Consider the following 22,532-nt stretch of genomic DNA (forward strand, 5'->3'; position numbering starts at 1 on the left):
TCTCTCAAAGACGGTCGGTGAGGTTGGACGAACGGGCCGCCAGGAGCAGGCCCATGCGATGGATGTGGTCGTGTGGCTGGCCGACGTGAGGCCGCTCGGTGAACTCGTTCGTGCGCAGAGTGAGCAGCACGTCCCAGTCGCCGAGGAAGTGCTGATGCAGGCGCTCGGGAGAGGTGTAATGCTCCACCAGGTGGTGGCGCTTTTCGACGGGCATCATGAACTCCGCACCGAACAAACCGCCCGGGCGGACCAGGCGTTGCATGCGGTCGACGAACTCGGCAAGCGGGCGGTGGTGGTTCGCACTGTAGTGCCACGAGCAGCTCGTCCACACCGCCTCGCACTGCACCCCCAGGGGTTCCCCCGCCAGGAAGTCCTCCTCGATCACCTGCACACGGGCATGAAGTTCCTCCGTCTTCAGCCGGTCGATCAATCCCATGGCGTGTACGTCGCTGCCATCAGGGAGGCGGACCTCACCTCCGTGTACGGCGAGCGCGTCACGTTCGATGGCCACTACGCGGTACCCAGCGGCAGCCAGGGGCAGGACGAACTTGCCGTCGCTGGCTCCGACGACCGCGATCGTGCCGTCAGGGGCAACGCGTTCCCGCAAGGTGGCGAGGAACTGGGGGAAGAAGGTGAGGGTGTGCTCCCACAGGCTGTGTGTCTGCATGGGAGTGCGCTCCTTGCGTAGCGGTGGCGGTGATCACGCGGAGGACCTCTTCGGGGGTGAGCCCTGTGGTGTCGATGCGATGCATGGGGAACGAGGCGTAGGCATCCGTCACTCGGTCCGTGACGGTCTCCAACAGCGCATCCCATCGCGATGCTGGTTTCTTCCGCGCGGCGAGGCGGCGTCGGCGCTCATCGTCAGCGCAGACGAGGTGATAGGTGACGGGCGTGGGCAGCCAGGCCGGCAGAGTGATACCGAGCCGGGCGCCCAGGGCGCGGTGGCTGGCAAGGCACCGGGCGAAGTAGCTCTCCACAACGACCGAGGCGCCGCCTCTGAGGTGGTGCTGGATCTCTTCAGCTGCTGTGAACAGCGCGGAAAGGTAGAGGCACATCCGCGCTTCGACGTTCGTCCGCTTGTCCACCTCGCGCCTGAAAGGCTGGTACAGGGCCGGCACGGTGGGGACAAGGACGGCTTGGCGGGCAGCGGCGAGCATCGGGGCGATCGTCGACTTCCCGGTGCCCCGTAAGCCTTCCAGGCTCTCGAATGTCGGCTGATCAGGCACGCGCGTACACCACGTCCGGTACTGGGAGCGTGATTTCGTCGGTGGCGGAGGGCCTGTGGACGATGCGGTTCACGGTTTTCTCGTACCAGAACGCGTGGGAGTCCTTGCCCACCGCCTTGCAGGACATGGTGAGCGCACCGCGCGGATCAGCCTCGATCCGGTCGATCTCGCGAGGCCCGCCGGACGGAGCGCAGACTTCGGGCGCGCCGTGCTCGGAGAGGTCCTCGTCGACAATCACTTCAAGCGGCAGCCTGGTTTCCGCCAGCTCCTCGCGGAGCCGGCCGTAGGCGGCCGTGTCGGTGACCAGCAGCTCGGGGTGGTCGGCGGCGTTGCCGACCGGCCGCAGGTGGTGGAGTTTCAGTTGCCGGACTCCGAGCTGGGCCAGGACGCGGGCGAGGGGGATTACCTCGCCGATGTTCCGTGAGGTCACGGTCATGGTCGCGCCGGTTGAAACACTGAGGTCCCGAGCCAGACTGAGCGACTGGAGGGCGCTCTGGTAGCTGCCGCGTCTGCGGATGCCGTCGTTGGTCGAGCCGACACCCTCCAAGGAGACCCGGAGCAGGTCCAGGTGCGGAGCGATCTCGGTCAGGCGGCGCTCGATCCGGTACCCGTTGGTGCATATCTCGACGCGCTGGCCCAGTTCCTGCTTGGCGTACCGGACGACCTGCGGGAGCTCCCGATGGACGAACGGTTCCCCGCCGAGGAGGGTGACGGCCTCCGTGCCGTATTCGTCCCGCATGAGTGTGAGAAGGCTGACGGCTTCCTCGGCGGTGAAGGCGTCGACGTACTGCAGCCGCTCACCGTGGAAGCAGTGCAGACACGAGAAGTTGCAGCGGTACAGCAGCTGCAGATACAGCATCCGGATCTTCCTGATCCCGGTGACATCCCTGATCACATGGGCTCCTTCGGCTGACTGCCTGGTGGGAACCCTGATGGTGGCTGTCTGCTGGGGGACCTCGTCACCGCGTTCGGGGACGATCCAAGGACGTCCTGGGACGTTTTACGTGACCCGCGAAGGACTCCAGGATGCTGAGAACGCTCTTTGTGTCCGACAGGTCGGGCAGGATTTCGTGGGCGCCGGCAGCGGCCAGCTCCTCGGGACTGTGGAGACCGGAGGCGACCGCGACAATCCCGGCCCCCGTGGCCAGGGCAGCCTCCACGTCGCGGGGGGTGTCTCCCACCAGGACGGCGGGCACATCGGCCGGAACGCCACGGAGCCGCTGTACGCGCTCACGGGCGACCGCGACAAGGTCGGGACGGAGCTCGGCGTCCGCTCCGTAGGCGCCCACAGGCAAGTCCAGCAGTGAGTCGAGGCCGAAAGCGGACAGCTTCACGTGCGCGTTGGCGGCGATGTTGCCAGTCAGGACAGAGGAAACCCAGCTGCTTCGCGCGGAAGCGGCCTTCAGCACCTCGAGGGCTCCTGGCAAGGCTGTCCCGCGCAAGCGCAGATCACCCAGACGATCATTCCCAGCCCGTACGAGAGCGTCCTCGATGACGGGCCACTCCGGCACGGGCAACTCGTCGCGAAGGAACATGTCACGCATGATCAGCCGATCCGTGCGCCCCTCGGTGCGCGCTGGCACCGACGGCTCGCGTCCCGTGACTGATGAGAAGGCAGCAGCGTAGATCTCCTTGCTGACCCCCGCGTTCTCGATCAGTGTGTGGTCGATGTCCCACAGGACGATGAGCTTCATAGCGTCAGCGTAGGCAGTCGGCGGTGCTGCGCTTTCGTGACAACGTCCCAGAACGTCCTTGCCTGATCATGTAACGCACCGCTTTCATGACCGCTGTGAACGACCGACTGCACTCTGTGCTCGCGCAACGCGGTATCTCACCTGAGTCGCTCGCGGAAGTCTGCGAGGTGGACCCCAAGACGGTGAGCCGGTGGCTGGGAGGGCGTGTTCCACACGCACGGCATCGCTTCCGCGTCGCCCACCACCTGCGCGTGGAAGAGACCTTTCTCTGGCCGGCGCCGCCTCGGCGGTCCAGCCGATCGCGGGACGGGTTAGGCACCGAGATGGTCGGCACCTATCAGAACCGGGCCAGCGTGCCGCGGGACGTCTGGCTCTCGCTGCTGCGGGAGGCCCGGCATGAGATCAGTGTCCTCGTCTTCTCCGGCACGTTCTTCGCGCAGTCCAATCCGCATGTGGCCAAGATGCTCTCCGAGCGCGCCGCGGAGGGGGTGCGGGTGCGCTTGTGCTTCGGCGACCCGGATGGTCAGGCAGTCGCGATCCGAGGACGCGAGGAGGGAATCGGCGACACCCTGGCCGCCAAGATCCGGGCATCACTGACGTACTACCGGCCCCTGCTGAGCGAGGTGGGGTGCGCGGTACGCCTCCACGACACCACGCTCTACACATCCATGTTCCGCTACGACGACAACTTGCTGGTCAATCCCCACATCTGGGGGCAACCGGCCAGCGCCAACCCTCTGTTCCACCTCAAGAGGACCGAGGGAACTGGGTGGTTCGACAGTTACGCTCAGAGCTTCGACTCCGTCTGGGCCGCTGCGCGGCCGTGGACACCTGACCACGAGAGGACCGCCGCCCATGGGCAGGATTGAGTATTACAACGACCCGGCCGCCCCGAAGGCGAACACCCTCATCCCTGCCAGCAACCTGCTCGTCGTCGACGAGACCGGAGCCATCCTCCTCCAGCGCCGCCGCGACACCGGCCAGTGGGCGCTGCCCGGAGGCGCCCAGGACATCGGCGAGACCGCGGCAGAGTGCGCCGTACGCGAGTGCCTGGAAGAGACCGGCATCATCGCAGAGATCACAGGCTTCCTCGGCGTCTACACCAACCCGAACCACATCGTCGCCTACAGCGATGGAGAGATTCGCCAGCAGTACGAGAACACCTATATCGGCCGCCCCATCGGCGGAGCTCCCACGATCAACGACGAGGCCGACGGAGTTCGCTTCGTGCAGCCGGCCGACCTGGACCAGTACGACATCCACCCCAGCATGCGCCAGCAGATCGGGGACTACCTGGCCGGCACCTATCCCTACCTCGGCTGAACCGCCAGCGCCGCCTCGATCCTCTCCACGGAAGAGAAGATCTCCGGCTCCGCACGGCGGATGAAACGGCCGACCACGCTGTCCGCGCCATAGCGGCTGACGATCTCCGCGATCCGCTCCTGCGCACTGGTCCGGCCACCGCCGGGCGTCGTCGTCATGTCGCAGTACACGAGAGCGTCCACCAGCAGCGGATCGTCCAGCAACGGGAACTCAGACGCCAGCTCGTCCCGCAGGCCGCGCTCCTCTGCCTCCAGCAGGGCGAAAGAGTGATTCGCGACCAGCCGCACCAGCCGCTCGTCGGCCCCGTGCTCGTCACGAAGGAACCTTGCGCCGTCCAGCGGGTGGAACCCGGTCACGGCCAGCCGAGGTGCGTACCCGACATCGTGGAGGGTGGCGGCAGCGACCAGGAGGCCGGCGTCTTTTCCGAGGACTGGACCGACCTCGGTCGCGCGTTCCGCTACTCCTCGTGTGTGCGCCCATCGACGCGGGAGCACTGCGCTGAGCTCGCCTTCCGCGACCCGCGTCGCCCATCCCTCGATCAGGTCACCCATGCGTTCTCTCTGCCCGGGGCGGGAGCCGCACAAGCCTCACTGGTTGACGCGGTACCGAAGAAGGGAAACAGCGCGTCAGCGTCGGTCACCTTGACCCTCACTTGACGTCTCGGTGCTGAGACTTTTTCTGGGACCTTCCTCCTTCCAGAGGCAGTTTTCGGTCAATATCCTGTTGCGGCGCCCTCATGAGCCTTTTCGGTCTATTTGTACCGTGGCGGCATCATCCTCTGCACGAGGACGATGCCCCTTTGTGCCTGTGCCTGCCGCTGATCGCCGTCGTGGCCGGCAGTTGAAGACACGGGGGTGGGATCTTGACGTACACGGAGCACCAGTCGGTGTTCTCAAGCCCCGCGGTGCCTTTGGGAATCGCGGGTGGCACCGGAGAGACGTTCGGGCAGGGGGTCTACACCGAAGGTGTCACCCGCCAGCTGAGTGCTGCCGCCTTCGCCCACACGGACTGGCTGGCCATGCTCCGCGCAGTGCTGGCGCAGCTGTGGAAACAGTTGAAAGCTGCGATAAAGAAGCGCCTGCGATGGCTCTTCCCCCAGAAGGAGGCCGAAAAGCCTGTCAGTGCGGCGGAGCCTGCGTCCCCAGCGGTTGTGCTCGGCGAGGACTACGCCGTCTGGGTCCGCCGGCGGATCAAGAAGCCGGCACGGCCGGTACCGGTCTACGGCTTTCATCAGGAGCCGGCGGTGCACGCGTGTGATCGGGCCATTCAACACATGCGAAGACGCCGAGTGGCCATCGTGACCCTGGTCACGGTTGTTGTCTGGCAAGTCATTACAGGCACCCTCACCGTGGGCTGGGCAGCCCTTACCTTGCTGGCGGGATTATGGGGCGTCTACCTGGCGGAGCGCTACCTGGCACAGCTGCGGCTCAACGCCCTGCTGGCAGGAGAACTCCACGCTCCTTCGACCGGACTACAGGCCCACGCCCTACCGTACTTCTACGAACGTCGCCCAGGTGGCGATCGGCACCGATTCATCGGAGCGGGTCTTCAGGCATGGCAAGAGGCCGTCATCGGTATCGACGTCGAGCCCGCACCCGAGAGTCAGGACGAGGAGGACGACAGCACGGATCCGCTGCGCGGCATCAGCTCACCGGCACAGAAACCGGGTCGTCCCGACATGTCCGAGGTGGCTCAGGCCGTCCTGGACGCATTGGCCAAACATAACAAGCCGGTGGCCCGCAAGCCACTGAAGTACTTCACCGCCGAACATCTGCACGCCTACATCGCCCGCCGTCTGAAGGATCCGGCACCCTCCCACCACAGTGATCACCCGAAACTGCGCGTAGAGGTCATTGGGATCGCTGGCATCCATCACAGGCGCTGGGACCAGATCGACGACGACACTTGGCGCAGTCTGCACACCCTCGCCGTGGACAACGCCGGCACGAAGCCCGCCGAGGAGATCGCCCGTCGCTACATATGGGCCCGCATCACCGCCTGGAACGGCGACTTGATCGCCGCCATACTCGTTCACTTCGCCTACCAGGGTGGCTTCCTGCGCGTCACCGTCCGCCCGCACATCATGGGCCCCCTTAACCCGAAGGTCGCGGGCCTTGGCCCCGCCAACCCGCGCACGCCACAGTGGCTGGGCCGCGCCGCCATCAACGCATTCGTCGACGTCTACGTCGGCTTGGACCGGCTCATACGCCGCAAGGCCCGCCCACGTCCCGAACTCGACCCGGGCAGCGGACCGATCAGCCTCCGCGAGGTCTACAGCGTCCGTCGGCTGGAAGACATGCACATGTATGACGACGCCCGCTACTACGTGCAGATGATGCAACGCCGGGTCTTCGACTCCACCGAGATCTTCCTGCGCGACCACAACGTCGACATCGCTGCCTACCGCCAGCAGTCCACCGCGATCTACAACTTCGGCGTCATGAACGGCGGCACGATGAGCGGCCCGGTTCAGGCCGCGCCGTTTTCGGCCAATCCCTCCGTGACCAACTGACGCACCGGCCCGACAGGAGCCCCGCATGCCCATCCGCCGACAGCCCGACCCCATTCCGAACGGCCCCAACTTCGGCATCATCAACACCGGCGACATGAGCGGACCCGCCCAAGCAGCGGCGTTCTCCCAGAACGCCACCCAGACCAACAACATCACCAACGAAGCCGTCGACAGGGCCCGCGAAAGCATCGACGACCTGCGGCGTCGCCTGGAAGAGCTGCGAGGCCAGTACCCCGAGGTGGACGCCGCTCTGCGCGACCTCGGCATGATCACCCCGCGACTGGATGAACCCGAACGCGACCCGGGCACTCTGCGCTACATGCTCCAGAACCTCGTTGAACGATGCGGGGGCATCCCCGGTGTCCTCGCCGCAGCGCAGCTCGTTCAGTCCACGGTCATGGCGCTCCTGCCCAGCTCTTGAGCCCCTCCGACAACATCCAAGGACCATTCACCGATACGAGCTGTCCCGTCCGACAAAGCTAGTAAAGAACGCGGTGCCCAGGTCAGTTCCAAGCGCGGTGGCGGAGCCGAGCAACATCCCGTGCAGGTGCAGCTCCCACAACGTGGAGAAGACGTTCGTGTTGAAATCATCTGGGGCTGTTCCGAAACGGAACAAGTGCCGTGTTCCGAATCGGAACGTCGGCTCCGTCCTGCCAGGGAACGCCGCGCCCCTTCGTACCAAGCCGACTGCAGAGATTCAGCCCAGCGGGGACAGCAGCCTCCTCGGCTGCCGGAGCGCCCTGGCTCGGCGCCGACTGGCCGGTGCCAAGTCGGAGCGAGCGCAGAGGTCAGCCCTGGTGTTCCTCCTGCTCATCCCGCAAGGCGTCGCGCACGGAGCGCCAGGCGCGGATTGCGTTACCGATGTCCACCAACAGCCCCTGGACCTGGCGAACCAGAATCCGCGCAGCACAAAAGGCGATGACGACTTCGAATTCCACCGCGAGCCTGCTCATCGGCTGCTCCCCACCTCGGGCACCAGCCTCTCCGCCTCGCACCGCGAAGTCTTTACCACGCGAGGTACATTTCGTGTTCACCGTCGGCTTCACCATCACCGTCGGCTTCACCCACGCGATCAGACGGGCATGCGGCTGGGCACAACGAGCCGAGACTCTTTGAGACACCGCGTACAAGACTCGCCGCCGTGAGAGCGCGAGTCAGCAGCAGAGTTGATGCGTTTGCTGATCTTGAAGATCCGCGCCACGGTAACGAGTCGGAGCCGACGCGCCCAGGCTGCCCGTCGAACGGGCCGGTGTCTGTAGGGTCGAGCCTACATTTTGTGATCTTGGATCCCCATACGTGATCCGTCCGGGGTGTTCTGTGCAGGTCATGCGAGGTGTCCTGCGTGAGCGATGCGTGAGCGGACGATCCGGCAGGAGCTGTCACACACCGAACCCCGACGCACGGCGAGCTCCCCTTGACCAGGTGGTTCCGGACGCCGAGGCAGCGCCCGGAACCACCCGGCAAGCTTTGGCCAGGGCTTTAATCCATTGGTTGTGGGTTCGAGTCCCACAGGGCCTACGAAGAAACCCCAGGTCAGAGGTTATGACCTGGGGTTCTGTCGTATTCATGGCAGTACCTGTGCCAAGAAACACCCGGGGCCGGAACCCTCATGGATTCCGGCCCCGGGCCTTCAGTAGCGGGGACAGGATTTGAACCTGCGACCTCTGGGTTATGAGCCCAGCGAGCTACCGAGCTGCTCCACCCCGCGTCGGTGAAACCAGTGTACGCCATGCGCGGGACCGGGCGCACACGGGTTCAGCCGGCCACGGCGGTCAGGCGTCGAGCAGGTGACGGTTGGGTGCGGTCGCCCGGTCCTCGTACTCCGGGAGTACGACGACGTCGGCGCCGGCCGCGGCGAGGAGCCCGCTCCCGTCGGCGTCCACCACGAACGTGTCGGGCTCGCGCCAGGCGGTGACCACCCGTCGTACGCCGGCGTCGAGGATCAGCCGGGCGCAGGGCGCGGGACGGGAGGCGCGGCGGGCGCACGGCTCCAGGCTGCTGTAGACCGTGGCGCCGGCCAGGCGCGGGTCGGCGGGGCCGAGCTTCGCCAGGGCCGCCTCCTCGGCGTGCACCACGGGGTCGCCGCCCTCGCGGGAGTGGCCGCGGGCCAGTTCGGTGCCGTCGGCGGCGACGACCACCGCGCCGACGCTGAACGCGGTGCGTGAGGGCGGGCACCGGTCCGCCAGCTCGCACGCGAGCGCCAGCCAGTGCCGGTCGGCGGCGGAGACCTCCGCGCCCGCGCCGGGCACCGTGGGCGCGTACCGCAGCAGGACCACGTCGCCGACCGGCCGGCTCTCCAGCAGCCGCAGCCTGCCGCGCGGGCCGCCCGGGTACGGCCCGGTGCCGAACATCCGGGGGGCGTCCGCCTCGCCGACGAGGAGAGGGGCCACGGCGAGCTGCAGTTCGTCGGCGAGGCCCTGGCGGAGCAGCTGGGTGTGGATGCGTCCGCCGCCCTCCACCATGAGGCGCCGGACACCGCGCACGGTGCCGAGGTGGTCGAGGACGGCCCGCCACTCCAGTCCGGGGCCGAGGGAGACGACGTCGGCGGGCAGGCCCAGGCCGCGCAGCCGCTCGGCGCCCCGGTCGGTCGTGTACGCCACCTTCTCGCCGCCGGTGTGCCAGAACCGTGCCGTCGGGTCGAGGTCGCCGGACGCGGTGACGGTGACCTTCAGCGGGTACTCCGGCAGGCCGGCGGCGACCCTGGCCGCGCGCCGCTCGGGCGAGTTGACCAGGAGCCGGGGGTTGTCGGCGCGCAGGGTGCCGGCGCCGACCAGGATCGCGTCGCTCGCCGCCCGTACCTCGTCGACCCGGTCGAAGTCGGCCGGGTTCGAGAGCAGCAGCCGTTCGGGCCCGGTGTCGTCGAGGAAGCCGTCGAGGGAGACGGCCGCGGACAGCAGGACGTGCGGGGGCTGGGGCATGGGCGGACTCCTGGTTCAAGTTTTAAGCAATTACTACACTGTCCGTATGACGACCCGCTGGCTCACCGCCGAGGAACAGCGTGCCTGGCGCGCGTACGTGGCCGCCTCGCTGCTCCTGGAGGACGCGATCGACCGGCAGCTCCAGCGGGAGGCCGGGATGCCGCACCTGTACTACACCGTGCTGGCCTTCCTCTCCGAGGCGCCCGGGCGGCGGTTGCGGATGACCGATCTCGCCGAGGCGCTGAAGATCACGCGCAGCCGGCTCACGTACGCGGTGACGCGTCTGGAGAAGGACGGGGCGGTGCGGCGCGAGGAGTGCGCCTCGGACAGGCGGGGCACCGTCGCGGTGCTCACGGACGAGGGGACGGCGCTGCTGGAGCGCGCGGCACCGGGGCACGTCGACACCGTGCGCCGGGCGGTCTTCGACCACCTCACGGCGGAGCAGGTGGAGCAGTTGGAGCGGATCTGCCTGGGGGTCGCGGAGGCCATCCAGGGCGACGGGCCGCCGGCCGTACGGCCGTCCGACGAGCTGCCGTGGCGGAGGCGGTCCGGCCCGTCCGGGTGAGGGGACGTCCAGCGATTGCTTGAAGTTTTAAGTAAAACCGAGGCAGGGTTCCTGCGTCGATCTGCTTCAAAAATGAAGCAACTTCTCCTCTGTATCGGAGACCCGCATGCACGACCTCCCCGCCGCCACCCCGCGGGCCCGCGTCCGGGTGCCGCTGCGCTTCCACGACGGGTACTCCACCGAGGCCGAACTGGTCACCTTCCACGGCCTGGCCGACGGCAGGGAGCACGTGGCCGTCGTCCTCGGCGCGCCGGAGCCCGGTGCGACGCCGCTGGTCCGGCTGCACTCCGAGTGTCTGACCGGGGACGTCCTCGGCTCGGCCCGCTGCGACTGCGGCCCGCAGCTGCGCGAGGCGGTGGAGCGGATCGCCGGCCGCGGCGGTGTCCTCCTCTACCTCCGCCAGGAGGGCCGGGGCATCGGCCTCTACAACAAGCTCGACGCGTACGCCCTCCAGGACCAGGGTTTCGACACCTACGCCGCCAACACGGCGCTCGGGCTGCCCGAGGACGCCCGTGACTACACCGCCGCCGCGCAGATGTTGCGGGCGCTCGGCGTCGGCGCGCTCGACCTGCTCTCCAACAACCCCGACAAGGCGCAGCAGCTCCGGGATCTCGGGGTCGAGGTCCGTGACCGTGTCCCGACGGGGGTCTTCGCGACCGACCACAACGTCCGTTACCTGCGGGCGAAGGTCCTCCGGACGCGGCACACCCTGCCGTTGGCGGCACTGTCACGAAGCGTGTCCGGGTGACTCCTCCCGCATAACAATTGACACACCATCAGAAACTCCGAGGTTTCCGATGCGAAGTCAACTCGCCCGATTTCCGCACTCCGTGACCCTTAAGTCCGGCGCGGAAGTCGGAACGATCACACGGAACTGCTTGGAATACGGCCTGCGCGTCTATTAACGTTCGATAACGCAGCGCGGTCGTCACAGCCGTCACAAGAGGCGGCTCCGTGCGCACGCGCCGAATCCCGTAAGGGAACCGGGGAACCATCTTCTGGGGTGAATCGGGCGAATGTCGCCATGCCGAGGCATGGTCGATATACGCGCGTAGGGGACCTTCCTGCTCCGAACCCGTCAGCTAACCCGGTAGGCGAGAGGGAAGGAAAGGAGCACGCCTACGTGGCGTCCAACCGGCCTGTGACCGAGACCCCGGTCGACCCCTTCACGCCGAGCCGGCAGAGCCAGGCGCACGGCGACACCTTCGGCTACGGCAGCTACAACAGCGACGCCGAGGGGCCCTGGCAGGAGTGGAACCCCACGGCGGACACCGTCCGTCCCGTCCGCGGCCGGCACCGCGTCGCCAAGCAGCGCGGCGGAGGACTCGCCCGCAGCTCCACCGTTCTGGGCGTCGGCGTCATCGCCGCCGTCGGCGCGGGAGGCATGGCCACCGCGCAGACGGGCAAGCCGCCGGTCTCCATATCGATGCCCGACCTCGCGGCGAACGTCGGCTCGGTGTTCACCGACACCGAGGAGGAGCCCCAGGGCTCCGCCACCCCGCTCAGCACCGTCGGCCTCACCACCACCGGTACCGACGCCGAGCAGGGCGCCTCGGACGCCGGCGAGGCGCTGCGCGCCCGCATCATGCAGCAGGCCGAGTCCCAGCAGGACCAGGTCGACGCGGCCGCCGCGGCCGCCGCCGAGGAGAAGGCCGCCCAGGAGGCCGCCGAGCGCGCCGCCGAGGAGAAGAAGGCCGCCGAGGAGAAGGCCGCCGCCGAGAAGAAGAAGGCGGAGGAGGAGGCCGCGAAGAAGGCCGAGGCCGAACGCCTCGCGAAGCTCGCCGAGCAGTACGCGCTCCCGACCTCCTCGTACACCCTCACCTCGACCTTCGGCCAGGCCGGACCGTACTGGTCCTCCGGCTACCACACCGGTGCCGACTTCGCCGCGCCCACGGGCACCCTGCTCAAGGCCGTGCACAGCGGCACGATCACGCAGGCGGGCTGGGACGGCTCGTACGGCTACAAGACGGTGCTCACCCTCGACGACGGCACCGAGATCTGGTACGCCCACCAGTCGTCGATCAGCGTCAGCGTGGGCCAGAAGGTCACGACCGGCGACGTCATCGGGCGCGTGGGCGCCACGGGCAACGTGACCGGGGCGCACCTCCACATGGAGGTCCACACCGGCGACGGCTCGGGCATCGACCCGCTGGCGTGGCTGCGGAGCAAGGGTCTCAACCCCTGACGTCGGCCTGGGGAGCCGGCTGCCTGGCTGCCTGCCTGCCGGGCGTGCGGAATACGCGCGTCCGGTTTTGGCGTTGACGTGGAGTATGACTTCTTCTCGTGCATTGCGGAAACTGGGCCCGTCCGACCTCGAGGTCTTCCCGCTCGCCCTGGGCGGCAACGTGTTCGGCTGGACCGCCGACGAGGCGCAGTCGTTCGCCGTCCTGGACGCCTACACGGCCGCCGGCGGCAATTTCATCGACACCGCCGACTCGTACTCGGCGTGGATCGAGGGCAATCGGGGCGGTGAGTCGGAGACCGTCATCGGCAAGTGGCTGAAGGCGCGCGGCAACCGTTCCGACGTCGTGATCGCCACCAAGGTCAGCCAGCACCCGGAGTACCCGGGCCTGTCCGCCGCCAACATCAAGGCCGCGGCCGACGCGTCCCTGCGCCGTCTGGGCACCGACCACATCGATCTCTACTACACCCACTTCGACAAGCCCGAGGTGCCGGTCGAGGAGATCATCGGCGCGCTCGACGAACTGGTGAAGGCGGGCAAGGTCCGTGCCATCGCCGCCTCCAACATCTCGCCCGAGCGCCTGCAGGCCTCGCTCGACTTCTCCGACCGCGAGGGCCTCGCCCGCTACGTGGCGCTCCAGCCGCACTACAACCTGGTCTCGCGCGACACCTACGAGGGCGGTCTGCAGGACCTCGCCGCCCGCTCCGGCCTGGCCGCCGTGCCGTACTTCGGCCTCGCCAAGGGCTTCCTCACGGGCAAGTACCGGCCCGGTACGACCGTGGAGAGCGCCCGGGCCCAGGGCGCGGCCGCCTACCTGGAGACCGAGCAGGGCGTACGGGTCCTCGCGGCGCTGGACGAGATCGCCGAGGCGCACGACGTCGAGGTCGCCACGGTGGCCCTCGCCTGGCTGGCGTCCCGGCCGACGGTCGCCGCGCCGATCGCCTCCGCGCGGACGGTGGAGCAGCTGCCCGCTCTGGTCGCGGTGGCGGACCTGACCCTCACGGACGAGGAGCTGGCCAGGCTGACGGAGGCGTCGGAGACGCCGAAGGAGGGCTGACAGGAGGCACAGGGCTGACGCCCAGGGGGTACGCGACCGGCCCGGGCCCGTACGCGGGTGCCGGTGCCGGTGCGTACCCATGGCCGTAGCCGTAGCCGTAGCCGTAGCCGTGCCCGTATCCATGCCCAGGGTCGTGGGCGTACGCCGGCCAGGCCGCCCACGGCACCGGTGCCGGTGCCGTCGCCCGTGCCGCGTAGGCCAGGGCGGGTCGTGCGAGCTCCCGGCGCCGCCACAGCTCGAAGAGCAGTTCTCGCTCCCGTACGACGAAGTCGGCGCCCGCCCGGCCCCGGCGCCCCCGGTGCCGCAGGAAGGCGAGCGAGGTCGCGTACGCCTGGTACTCGGCGACCGTGCGGGCCCCCGCCTTGCCCCAGTGGTGCCCGGCGTACTCGCGGGCCAGGCGCCGCGCCCGCAGGTTGCCGAGGACGTGCGGCTCGCCCGGGGTGAGCCAGCCGGCGGCCGCGTAGGCGGGCAGCTCCTCGCGCACCGTGCGCAGCTCCCGCTGCCGTGTCCAGACGGCCAGCCAGGTCAGCAGCCCGAGGGCGGGCGCCATGAAGACCGCGTACACCGCGTAGAAGCCGAACTGGCCGAAGGTCGTCGAGCCGTTCCACAGGGCGTGCATGCCCATGGCGAGCAGCAGTCCGGTGAGCGGGAGGAGGACGCGGCGGACGTGCTGCCGGTCCGCGGCGAGCGCCGCCAGGCCGAAGCCGATGCCCGTGAGCACCGTGAACAGCGGGTGCGCGAACGGCGACATGATCACGCGGACGAAGAAGGTCGCGGCCGTGACGGAGGCGATGCCGTCGATGCCGCTGAGCCGGTCGGTCCCGAAGGCCGTGCCGAGGTAGAGGATGTTCTCGGTGAAGGCGAAGCCGGTCGCGGTGACCCCGGCCGTCACCACCCCGTCGACGATTCCGTTGAAGTCCCGGCGGCGGAAGAGGAAGACCAGCAGGACGGCGGCCGCCTTCGCGGTCTCCTCGACGACGGGCGCTATGACGGTCGCGCCGAGGACGTCCGCGCCGGACGGGTCGGCGGTGGCCGTCGCTATCCACCGGACCGCGAAGCTGTTCGCGACGATGGCTATCAGCGCGGCCGCGCAGGCGCCCCAGGCGAAGCAGAACACCAGGTTCCGCCAGGGGCCGGGCGCGACCCGGTCCAGCCAGCGGAACGCGGTTATCAGCAGCGGTACGGGCAGCACCGCGAGCCCCAGCCCGACCAGGAACCCGTCCGTGCCGGTCTGCTCGCGGACCAGGGCGAGGATGACCAGCCCGGAGAGCGCGAGCAGGGCGATCAGTGCGCCGTACCGCACTCTTCTGCGCTGCCACCAGTGCGCGGGGCCCCTCGGGCCGCGCGGGTGCTCGGCGACGACGGCGGGAGCGGTGGGGCCGCCGGGACCGGAGGGCCCGCCGGGATCCGTCGGGTACGAGGGGGAGGTGGCCACGGCATCGACCCTAACGAGGGATGGGCTCCTTGTGCTGTACGCGCCGGAAGAGCAGGTCGTTCACCACATGACCCTTGTCCAGTCCCTGGCCCTCGAAACGGGTCCGGGGCCGGAAGGCGGGGCGCGGCGCGTACCCGCCGTCGGGCTGCGTGTTCTCGAAGTCCGGGTGCGCCGTGAGGACCTCGAGCATCTGCTCGGCGTACGGCTCCCAGTCGGTGGCGCAGTGCAGCAGCGCCCCCGGCCGGAGCCGGGTCGCGGCGAGTGTGAGGAACTCCGGCTGGATCAGCCGCCGCTTGTGGTGCCGCTTCTTCGGCCAGGGGTCGGGGAAGTACACACGGAGTCCGTCCAGGGCGTCGGGGGCCAGCATCTCCCGGAGCAGGATGATCGCGTCGCCGTTGCCGACGCGGATGTTGTCCAGCCCGTTCCGCTCGGCGAGGTTCAGCAGGTTGCCCTGGCCGGGGGTGTGCACGTCGACCGCGAGGATGTTGGTGTCCGGGTCCGTGGCGCCCATCTGCGCGGTCGCCTCGCCCATGCCGAACCCGATCTCCAGCACCACGGGACGGTCGTTGCCGAACAGCTCGGACAGGTCGAGCGTCCGGCTGCCGTCGATGTCCAGTCCCCACTTGGGCCACAGCCGCTGCAGGGCGTCCGCCTGACCTGTGGTGACCCGGCTGCGGCGCGGCTGGAAACTCCGGATCCGCCGCTCGAAGTGCGACCCGGCCGGGTCCGCCTTCGGGCCGTCGGGGAACCGGGGCTCGCCCTTGGCGCGGTGGTGCCGTGGGGCGGACGCGGAGTCGGGGGCGTCGGGGGCGTCGGCCTCGGGGGCGTCGGCGTCGGGGGTGTGGGCGGAGTCAGACACAATGCGGTCGATTTTACGCGGGCGGGCGCGGGGGCCGCTCCGTTCGGCCCGGGCACAGCGCCCGGACACAGCGCCCGGGCACACGGTGCGGACACACGTCCGGGCACACCACGGTGAGTGCCGGTACGGGCCGTGTCAGCCCCCGCTCAGCGCGGCCAGTGCCCTGCGGCTCACTTCGCGGCCGATCGGGAGGGAGGCGGTGGCCGCCGGGGACGGCGCGTTCAGCACGTGGACGGTCCGCGGGGCCTCGCGGATCAGGAAGTCGTCCACCAGGGTGCCGTCCCGCAGCACCGCCTGGGCCCGCACCCCGGCCGCCGTGGGCACGAGGTCGTCCTCGGTCACCGCGGGCAGCAGCCGCCGCACCGCCTGCGCGAACGCCGCCTTCGACACCGACCGGCGCAGCTCGCCCGCCCCGTACCGCCAGTGCCGCCGGGCTATCCGCCAGGCACCGGGCCAGGCCAGCGTGGCGCCCAGCTCGCGCGGCCGTACGACGTCCCAGCCGTACCCCTCGCGGGCGAGCGCCGGCACCGCGTTCGGGCCGATGTGGACGTCGCCGTCGATGCCCCGGGTGAGGTGCACCCCGAGGAACGGGAACGCCGGGTCGGGCACCGGATAGACCAGTCCACGCACCAGCTCGGGACGGAGCAGCGTGTAGTACTCGCCGCGGAACGGCACGATCCGCATCCCGGGCTCGTCCCCGGCCAGCCGGGCGACCTCGTCGCAGTGCAGCCCGGCGCAGTTCACCAGCACGCGCGCGCGGACGACGGTGCCGTCGGCCGTGCGGACGGCGACGCCGAGCGCCGGGCGCCGGTCGATCCGCACCGCCTCGGTGCCGTAGCGGATCTCCGCGCCGGACGCGTCCGCGAGCTGCCGGGCGACGGCGGCGAAGTCGCAGACGCCCGTCGTGCCGACGTGGATCGCGGCGAGTCCCCGCACCCGCGGCTCGTACTCGGTTATCTGGGCCGGGCCCAGCTCCCGTACCGGTATGCCGTTCTCCCGGCCGCGCTGGACCAGGGCGTGCAGCCGGGGCAGCTCGGAGCGGTCGGTGGCGACGATCAGCTTGCCGGTGACGGCGTGGGCGATGCCGTACTCGGCGCAGAACTTGACCATCTCGGTGGCGCCCCGCACCGCGTACCGCGCCTTGAGCGAGCCGGGGCGGTAGTAGATCCCGCTGTGGATCACTCCGCTGTTGCGTCCCGTCTGGTGCCGGGCGGGGCCCCGTTCCTTCTCCAGCACGGTCACGCGCGTGCCCGGCGCGGCCCGGGTGATGGCGTACGCGGTCGACAGGCCGACGATCCCCCCGCCGATCACCAGCACGTCACAGTCGTACGCGATGCCGTACGGACCCCGCTGCAGCACTCGCTCCACCTCCCGGCTCCGATAGTGCATTGCGCCACTGACAACGCCCTCAAACCCGGAGCCCCTGAGCGAACCGCCCGCCGCCGTCTGCCGTCTGCCGCCGCGGGCTAGGCCGGAGCCATCAGCAGCGGTCGTGCGCGCTCCCGCAGCTCCACCACGCGCGGCTCGTCGCCGTACGGCTCCAGCCGGTGCAGGAGGTCCTTGACGTACTCGGTGGTCCGGGCCGACGAGATGCGCCCGGCGACCTCGACCGCCCGTACGCCCTGCTCGCAGGCGGCGTCCAGGTTCCCCGACTCCAGTTCGGCGACCGCGGAGACGACCAGGCGCAGGCCGTGCGAGCGGACGTACTCCTCGGTGGGCCGGGACAGGGCCTGCTCGGTGAAGCGGCGGACCTGGCGCGGGGCCTTGAGGTCGCGGTAGCACTCCGCGGCGTCGGCCGCGAAGCGGTCGTACGAGTAGAAGCCGAGCCAGGACGGGTCCTGGTCGCCGTCGCGGGCCCGCTCCAGCCAGCCCTCGGCCGCCTTCAGGGCCGTGCCGGCCGCCTGGGCGTCTCCCGCGCGCGCGTGGGCCCGTGCCTCGACGAGGCGGAAGAAGCTCATGGTGCGGGCGGTGGCCAGGCCTCTGTTGCGCTCCAGGGCGGCCTGGGCGAGGTCGACACCCTCGTCGCCGAAGCCGCGGTAGGTCGCCTGGAGGGACATCGAGGCGAGGACGTAGCCGCCGAGGGGCACGTCGGCCGCCGCGCGCGCGAGGCGCAGGGCCTGGATGTAGTAGCGCTGGGCGGCCTCCTGCTGACCCGTGTCAAAAGCCATCCAGCCTGCGAGACGGGTGAGTTCCGCGGACGCTCCGAACAGGGCCCGGCCCACCTCGTCCGAGTACGAGCCGAGCAGCAGCGGTGCCGCCTCCACCCGCAGGCACTCCGGCACCATGGACGAACGCCAGTCGCCCCCGCCGTACTTGGAGTCCCAGCGCCGGGCGTCCTCCGCGGCCTCGCGGAGCTTCTGCACATCGCTGTGGCCGACTTTCAGTGGTGCCGCGGAGCCCTCGGCGGGGCCTGCGTCGCGTGCCACCGAACTGTCGGCCGGGGTTATCAGCCACCGTGAGGCGGGCGTTGCGTAAGCGCTCACCGCGAAGGATCCGGCCAGCGACTGCCAGATGCCGCCGGAGCCGGCCCGGCGTCCCGCGAGGTCGAGCCGGTACAGCTCCGTCGCCGACTTCACCGCCTGGCCGACGTCTCTGGGGAAGGCGAGGCCCACTTCGGGCGCGGGGTCCGCGTCCGCCAGGCCGATCTCGTGGAGCGGCACCGGGCGGCCCAGTTTCTGGCCGATGGCGGCGGCGATGAGGTGGGGCGCGGCGCCCTGGGGGACCATGCCCTTCGACACCCAGCGCGCCACCGACGTCTTGTCGTAGCGAAGGGTCAACCCGCGTTGGGCGCCGAGGTCGTTGACGCGCCGCGCGAGTCCCGCGTTGCTGATCCCCGCGAGGGCGAGAACGGCGCCGAGCTTCTCGTTCGGCCCGCGTTGCTCCCTGGACATGCGCCACCCCTCGACACAGACGGCTGCCGCGGCGGCATACGCACGCGGCATTCGTAAACCCAGCGTAGTTCGCCGCATCCCAAGCGTTAAGGGGCGTAAATCCGGTTGGCGGGATTGTGGTCCGTACGTGAGCACGGACGGTTGCGACGTGCTCCCGTTGTGTGGCCGTGCGCCCGTCCGTGCGACCTTCTCCGGCCATGCCGGGAGCGCTTCGATGGGCGGTGCGTGGGTCGGCCCGCTGTACTGGATCCAGTGGGCTGGGGGACACCGCCGCCTCCATCCCCGCGGGCGGCGGACCGGTCCGGGGGGCGAACTCCGCTCCCCGGACCGCGCGTCGGCCGTGCGCTGCGCAGAGCCTGTACGGAGAGTGCGCACGCCACGTAGATCGCACAGCATTTGGCCGAAAAATGACGGTGCCCCATGGGTGCGATCAAGGCTCCCACCACGGCTCTTGAGGGCGCGTTCGGTGTTCTGGGGGAGCGTAGCGGGGGCGCATTCAGGTCGCGGCGGCGGGGGTGCCGCCCGGACGCGGCGAACTCCACAGGCCCACAACGGGCGCGCCGCAGGGCGCACTCAATGGTGCGCAAGCCGTCGCACGGTCCCCTTCGCGCGCTTCCTTCGTGGCAGCATGGTGCCCGGTTCGTGCGGTGCACTCGGTTGTCCACAGCCTGTGGAGGCGGCGATGCGGTGGTTGGTGGGGTGGAGCAGTGCCACCGCTGCGGCGGGCGCGATCGGCTCCGCCGGCGCCACCGGGCCCGACGGCGGGACCGTGCATCCCGTGGGCTCCCAGCTCCTGTGGGGCGATCCCGACCCCTTGTGGGCCGTGGGCGACTGGCGCTCCGACGAGGTGCGCGTGGTCAGCGCCGACGAACGGACCCGGATCGCGGTCCTCGGCACCTGCGGCGCCAGCGACGAACAGCTCAGAGTGGCCCTCTTCGCCGCGCGCGGCGGAGCGCTGCGCCACCTCACCGCCTGGTCCGGCAGCTACACGGCCGTCCTCCAGGTCGGCCGCCGGGTGACGGTGTGCGGCGACCTCGCTGGCGCCCGCCCCGTCTTCCACACGCCCTGGGCGGGCGGCACGGCCTACGCGACCGCCGCGCTCCCGCTCGCCGACCTCATCGAGGCCAACCTGGACTGGGGGCACCTGGCCGCGCTGCTCGCCACCCCCGACGTACCGGCCGCCCTGCACGACTCGACCCCCTACGAAGGCGTGCGGCGCATCCCGCCGGGGCACGCGCTGATCCTGCGGGCCGGGGCGCGGGAGATCGCCGGGTACGAACCGGTCGCGTCCCTCGCGGTCGCGGCACCCTCCGCCGACCCGGCGAGCGCGGTGGACGGGGTCCGGGACGCCCTCGTGGAGGCCGTACGCGCGCGGCTGGCCGCCCCCCGGCACATACCCGGCGCGGACATCGACCCCGGTCCGGTCCCCGGCATGGGCCCGGCCGAACGGCGGGCGGCCCGGGGCATGCCGGTGCCGGGGATCGGCGCCGACCTGTCCGGCGGCCCCGCCTCGGGCACGCTGGCGCTGCTCGCCGCGGGCCTGCCCGGCTCACCCGGCACGGTCCTCGGCCACGGCACGGGCGCGGGCGAGCGCCTGCTCGCCGTCACCTTCAACGACCTGGCCGTCCAGGGCCGCGAGGCCGAACTGGAACGGGCGGGCAGCCTCGCGGCCAACCCCCGCCTGCACCACGTGGTGGTCGCGGGCGGCGAGGAGGCGCTGCCGTACGCCGACCTGGACGGCCCGCTGACGGACGAACCGGGTCCCTCACTGGTGACGGCGGCCCGGCACCGCGCCCGGCTCGCCTCGGGCAGCGCGGACCACTTCACGGGCTACGGCGCGCGCCAGGTCCTGGACGCCCACCCGGCCCGGCTCGCGGACCTCCTGATGGACCGCAAGCGGCGGCACCTGGTCCGTCCCGTCGCGGCGCTGGCCAGGGCGGACGGCTCCGTCATGGTGCCCGCGCGCGTGTACGCGGCGGCCCGGAAGCTGGCGCGCACTTCGTACCGCACCGGCGTGGAGTCCCTCGCCGACCGTCTCCTGCACAGGCGCTTCGAGGAACCGGGCGGCGCGGCCGGCGCCTCGCTCGCCGCGCTGACGTGGGCCAGACCCGGACCCGCGGCCCGCTGGCTGACCGGTGAGGCGCTCGCCGAAGTATCGGTTCGCCTGAACGCGGCGTCCGGCCGTCCGAACGTGGGCCCCGGTCAGCGCCCGGGCGACTTCCGCGCGCGTGCGGCACTCGCCCGGCACGCGGCCGACCTCCGCGTCCTGGAGCAGGCCGCCGAGGTCCGCTTCCAGCGCCTGCACGCCCCGTTCCTCGACAACCAGGTCGTACGGGCCTGCCGCGCCCTGCCCGAGGCGCTCCGCGTCAGGCCGGGCGCCCGCGCGGCCGTCCTCCGTACGGTTCTGGAGGGCGCCGGCGTGGGGGAGCTGCCGCCCGGCTGGGGCGCCCCCTCGCACGCGTCCTCGGCCGCCGCCGTCCGCACCGGACTGCGCACGGCGGTCGACGACCTGATGGGGCTCTTCGACTCGCCCCTGCTCGCCGAGGCGGGCCTGGTGGAGGCCAGGGTGGTCCGCAAGGCCCTCCGTGCGGCCGTGGAGGGCGAGCCCCTGCCCCTGGACGGCTTCGCGGACCTGGTCTCCCTGGAGCTGTGGCTGAACCGCCTGCTCGCCCGCCGCGGCACCTGCTGGACGGGTACGCCGGCCCGGCAGCGGGCGGTACCGGCGGGCACCGTGCCCCGCGGCAGGGCGCTGGGGGCGGCGAAGAGGTAGCGGAGGCAGGGAGAGCGCCGTGGTGGCACACGGCGAAGGGCGGGCACCGAACCGGCGCCCGCCCCAGACCGTACTGATGCGCTATTCACCGCATTCACCGCTGTGCGGCCGAACCGCTCACGCGGGCCGCGACCGCAGACCCTCCAGCAGGATGTCCAGTAACCGCGCCGAGGCCGCCGCCTGCTGCGCGGCGTCCGGCAGCGAGGGCGCCGCCGTGGCGATCACCAGCAGCACGTCCGACACGGTGACGTCCGCCCGCAGCTCGCCCGCGGCACGGGCCCGCTCCACGAGCTGGCCCACGACCTCCAGCAGGGCCGCCGCGCCGGCGTCGTCGCCCGGGGACCCGTCCCCGTGCACCAGCCGCATCTCGGTCACCGGCACGGACCGCTGCTGCGGCACCCGCGCCTCGTCCGCGACACCCCCGTCGACGGCTCCGGCAGCCCCGACGGCGCCGCCCGCCCCGACGCCCTCGTCGGCGACACCCACGCGCAGCACCTGCGGCGGCAGCAGCCGCCCGGCGCCCGAGGCCACCGACGTCCGCAGGAAGCGCGAGAGCGCCGACCACGGTTCGTCCTCCTGCCCGAGCGCGGTCCGCGCCTGGTCGGTCAGCCGGGAGGTCTCCTCCTCGGCTATCCGCCGGACCAGGACGTCCTTGCTCGGGAACCGCCGGTACACCGTGCCGACGCCCACGCGCGCGCGTCGCGCGACGTCCTCCATCGGCGCGCCGTAGCCCAGCTCGCCGAAGACCTCACGGGCCGCGCGCAGTACGTGTTCCAGGTTGCGCTGTGCGTCCACACGCAGCGGGGTCGTCCGTGCCCCGTCCCCGCGCGCGTTGTTCCCCGCCGTGCCGACCCCGCCCGGTGCGACGGCCGACGCGGAGGACCAATGAGAGTCCTGAATGTGCATACGTGTTCCCCCGGTAATGACGTCTCCCCCCGGAGACTCTCCCCGCCATCTGATACCGGAGCGTCGGGAACGAGCAGTGTCCCTGTGCGAGCCCGCCGTTCGCGGCCCGTGCGCATCCCCCTCCACCCCGTCGACACGAACATAGTTGAGCGAGGGTCAATTCAGAAGGGGCAGGTTCCGCACAGAGCGCCCCC

At 70.6% G+C, this 22,532-nt stretch carries 21 protein-coding genes, 1 tRNA gene and 1 riboswitch; of the genes, 9 read left to right on the forward strand and 13 right to left on the reverse strand.

Annotated elements, in window-relative coordinates:
* Window positions 1-4: 4 nt before the first annotated feature.
* The 4 genes from IEZ04_RS24870 to IEZ04_RS24880 form a co-directional block, all read right to left on the reverse strand.
* On the reverse strand, window positions 5-667 hold the full coding sequence (locus IEZ04_RS24870; RefSeq protein ID WP_189219151.1) for a class I SAM-dependent methyltransferase: 663 nt from the start codon (window positions 665-667) through the stop codon (window positions 5-7).
* Complete coding sequence (locus IEZ04_RS35140) at window positions 585-1,226, reverse strand: P-loop nucleotide/nucleoside kinase family protein (protein ID WP_229821253.1); 642 nt, start codon at window positions 1,224-1,226, stop codon at window positions 585-587. The genes IEZ04_RS24870 and IEZ04_RS35140 overlap by 83 nt, the downstream gene beginning before the upstream one ends.
* Window positions 1,219-2,121: a radical SAM protein gene (locus IEZ04_RS24875; protein WP_189219152.1), complete on the reverse strand. Its 903-nt coding sequence runs from the start codon at window positions 2,119-2,121 to the stop codon at window positions 1,219-1,221. The genes IEZ04_RS35140 and IEZ04_RS24875 overlap by 8 nt, the downstream gene beginning before the upstream one ends.
* A gap of 64 nt (window positions 2,122-2,185) precedes the next feature.
* Entirely contained in the window at window positions 2,186-2,920 is a 735-nt protein-coding gene (locus tag IEZ04_RS24880) for an HAD family hydrolase (RefSeq protein WP_189219153.1), read from the reverse strand.
* 95 nt (window positions 2,921-3,015) lie between these two features.
* Between IEZ04_RS24880 and IEZ04_RS24885 the strand changes: the two genes are divergently transcribed.
* The gene (locus tag IEZ04_RS24885) at window positions 3,016-3,789 is read left to right on the forward strand and encodes a helix-turn-helix domain-containing protein (RefSeq protein WP_189219154.1); all 774 of its coding nucleotides are present in this window, start codon (window positions 3,016-3,018) and stop codon (window positions 3,787-3,789) included.
* The gene (locus IEZ04_RS24890; RefSeq protein WP_189219155.1) at window positions 3,776-4,243 is read left to right on the forward strand and encodes an NUDIX hydrolase; all 468 of its coding nucleotides are present in this window, start codon (window positions 3,776-3,778) and stop codon (window positions 4,241-4,243) included. Before IEZ04_RS24885 ends, IEZ04_RS24890 begins: the two co-directional genes overlap by 14 nt.
* On the opposite strand, the gene IEZ04_RS24895 is transcribed toward IEZ04_RS24890, so the two are convergent.
* Window positions 4,231-4,794: an HD domain-containing protein gene (locus tag IEZ04_RS24895; RefSeq protein ID WP_189219156.1), complete on the reverse strand. Its 564-nt coding sequence runs from the start codon at window positions 4,792-4,794 to the stop codon at window positions 4,231-4,233. The genes IEZ04_RS24890 and IEZ04_RS24895 overlap by 13 nt on opposite strands.
* Window positions 4,795-5,105: 311 nt before the next feature.
* On the opposite strand from IEZ04_RS24895, the gene IEZ04_RS24900 reads away from it, so the two are divergent.
* Together IEZ04_RS24900 and IEZ04_RS24905 are read left to right on the forward strand one after the other, a co-directional pair.
* Window positions 5,106-6,755, forward strand: coding sequence for an AbeC-like domain-containing protein (locus IEZ04_RS24900; protein WP_229821254.1), 1,650 nt, complete (start codon window positions 5,106-5,108; stop codon window positions 6,753-6,755).
* 25 nt (window positions 6,756-6,780) lie between these two features.
* Complete coding sequence (locus IEZ04_RS24905) at window positions 6,781-7,176, forward strand: hypothetical protein (RefSeq protein WP_189219157.1); 396 nt, start codon at window positions 6,781-6,783, stop codon at window positions 7,174-7,176.
* A gap of 367 nt (window positions 7,177-7,543) precedes the next feature.
* Here the strand turns inward: IEZ04_RS24905 and IEZ04_RS24910 are convergent, their stop codons facing one another.
* From IEZ04_RS24910 to IEZ04_RS24920, 3 genes are all read right to left on the reverse strand, one after another.
* Window positions 7,544-7,708 (reverse strand): hypothetical protein, encoded by a 165-nt coding sequence (locus IEZ04_RS24910; protein WP_189219158.1) that lies wholly within the window; start codon window positions 7,706-7,708, stop codon window positions 7,544-7,546.
* Window positions 7,709-8,389: 681 nt separating this feature from the next.
* A tRNA-Met gene (locus IEZ04_RS24915) sits at window positions 8,390-8,463 on the reverse strand.
* Between the two features lie 64 nt (window positions 8,464-8,527).
* Entirely contained in the window at window positions 8,528-9,673 is a 1,146-nt protein-coding gene (locus IEZ04_RS24920) for a dihydrofolate reductase family protein (protein ID WP_189219159.1), read from the reverse strand.
* Between the two features lie 46 nt (window positions 9,674-9,719).
* Between IEZ04_RS24920 and IEZ04_RS24925 the strand changes: the two genes are divergently transcribed.
* The 4 genes from IEZ04_RS24925 to IEZ04_RS24940 all read left to right on the forward strand — a co-directional run bounded on the left by IEZ04_RS24925 (window position 9,720) and on the right by IEZ04_RS24940 (window position 13,477).
* Window positions 9,720-10,238, forward strand: coding sequence for a MarR family winged helix-turn-helix transcriptional regulator (locus tag IEZ04_RS24925; protein ID WP_189219160.1), 519 nt, complete (start codon window positions 9,720-9,722; stop codon window positions 10,236-10,238).
* A 106-nt stretch (window positions 10,239-10,344) separates the two neighbouring features.
* On the forward strand, window positions 10,345-10,986 hold the full coding sequence (locus IEZ04_RS24930) for a GTP cyclohydrolase II (RefSeq protein WP_189219161.1): 642 nt from the start codon (window positions 10,345-10,347) through the stop codon (window positions 10,984-10,986).
* Window positions 10,987-11,191: 205 nt separating this feature from the next.
* Window positions 11,192-11,350: riboswitch (cyclic di-AMP (ydaO/yuaA leader) on the forward strand.
* An 11-nt stretch (window positions 11,351-11,361) separates the two neighbouring features.
* Entirely contained in the window at window positions 11,362-12,423 is a 1,062-nt protein-coding gene (locus IEZ04_RS24935; RefSeq protein ID WP_373296355.1) for a M23 family metallopeptidase, read from the forward strand.
* A gap of 85 nt (window positions 12,424-12,508) precedes the next feature.
* Window positions 12,509-13,477, forward strand: coding sequence for an aldo/keto reductase (locus IEZ04_RS24940; RefSeq protein ID WP_189219162.1), 969 nt, complete (start codon window positions 12,509-12,511; stop codon window positions 13,475-13,477).
* Here IEZ04_RS24940 and IEZ04_RS24945 read toward each other — a convergent pair.
* From IEZ04_RS24945 to IEZ04_RS24960, 4 genes are all read right to left on the reverse strand, one after another.
* A complete protein-coding gene (locus IEZ04_RS24945; RefSeq protein WP_189219163.1) occupies window positions 13,419-14,912 on the reverse strand; it encodes a PrsW family intramembrane metalloprotease in 1,494 nt (497 codons plus the stop codon). The two genes, IEZ04_RS24940 and IEZ04_RS24945, sit on opposite strands and share 59 nt — an antisense overlap.
* A gap of 10 nt (window positions 14,913-14,922) precedes the next feature.
* Window positions 14,923-15,771: a tRNA (guanosine(46)-N7)-methyltransferase TrmB gene (trmB, locus tag IEZ04_RS24950; protein ID WP_189219164.1), complete on the reverse strand. Its 849-nt coding sequence runs from the start codon at window positions 15,769-15,771 to the stop codon at window positions 14,923-14,925.
* A 135-nt stretch (window positions 15,772-15,906) separates the two neighbouring features.
* Window positions 15,907-17,160: an L-2-hydroxyglutarate dehydrogenase gene (lhgD, locus tag IEZ04_RS24955; RefSeq protein ID WP_189219165.1), complete on the reverse strand. Its 1,254-nt coding sequence runs from the start codon at window positions 17,158-17,160 to the stop codon at window positions 15,907-15,909.
* 77 nt (window positions 17,161-17,237) lie between these two features.
* Entirely contained in the window at window positions 17,238-18,662 is a 1,425-nt protein-coding gene (locus IEZ04_RS24960) for an NsdA family TPR-like regulatory protein (RefSeq protein ID WP_189219166.1), read from the reverse strand.
* Window positions 18,663-19,344: 682 nt separating this feature from the next.
* Between IEZ04_RS24960 and IEZ04_RS24965 the strand changes: the two genes are divergently transcribed.
* On the forward strand, window positions 19,345-21,432 hold the full coding sequence (locus tag IEZ04_RS24965) for an asparagine synthase-related protein (RefSeq protein ID WP_189219167.1): 2,088 nt from the start codon (window positions 19,345-19,347) through the stop codon (window positions 21,430-21,432).
* Window positions 21,433-21,549: 117 nt separating this feature from the next.
* Here IEZ04_RS24965 and IEZ04_RS24970 read toward each other — a convergent pair whose 3' ends face one another.
* Entirely contained in the window at window positions 21,550-22,338 is a 789-nt protein-coding gene (locus tag IEZ04_RS24970; protein WP_189219168.1) for a TetR/AcrR family transcriptional regulator, read from the reverse strand.
* Between the last annotated feature and the right edge of the window lie 194 nt (window positions 22,339-22,532).

The organism is Streptomyces ruber (assembly GCF_014648075.1).
Lineage (GTDB): Bacteria > Actinomycetota > Actinomycetes > Streptomycetales > Streptomycetaceae > Streptomyces > Streptomyces ruber.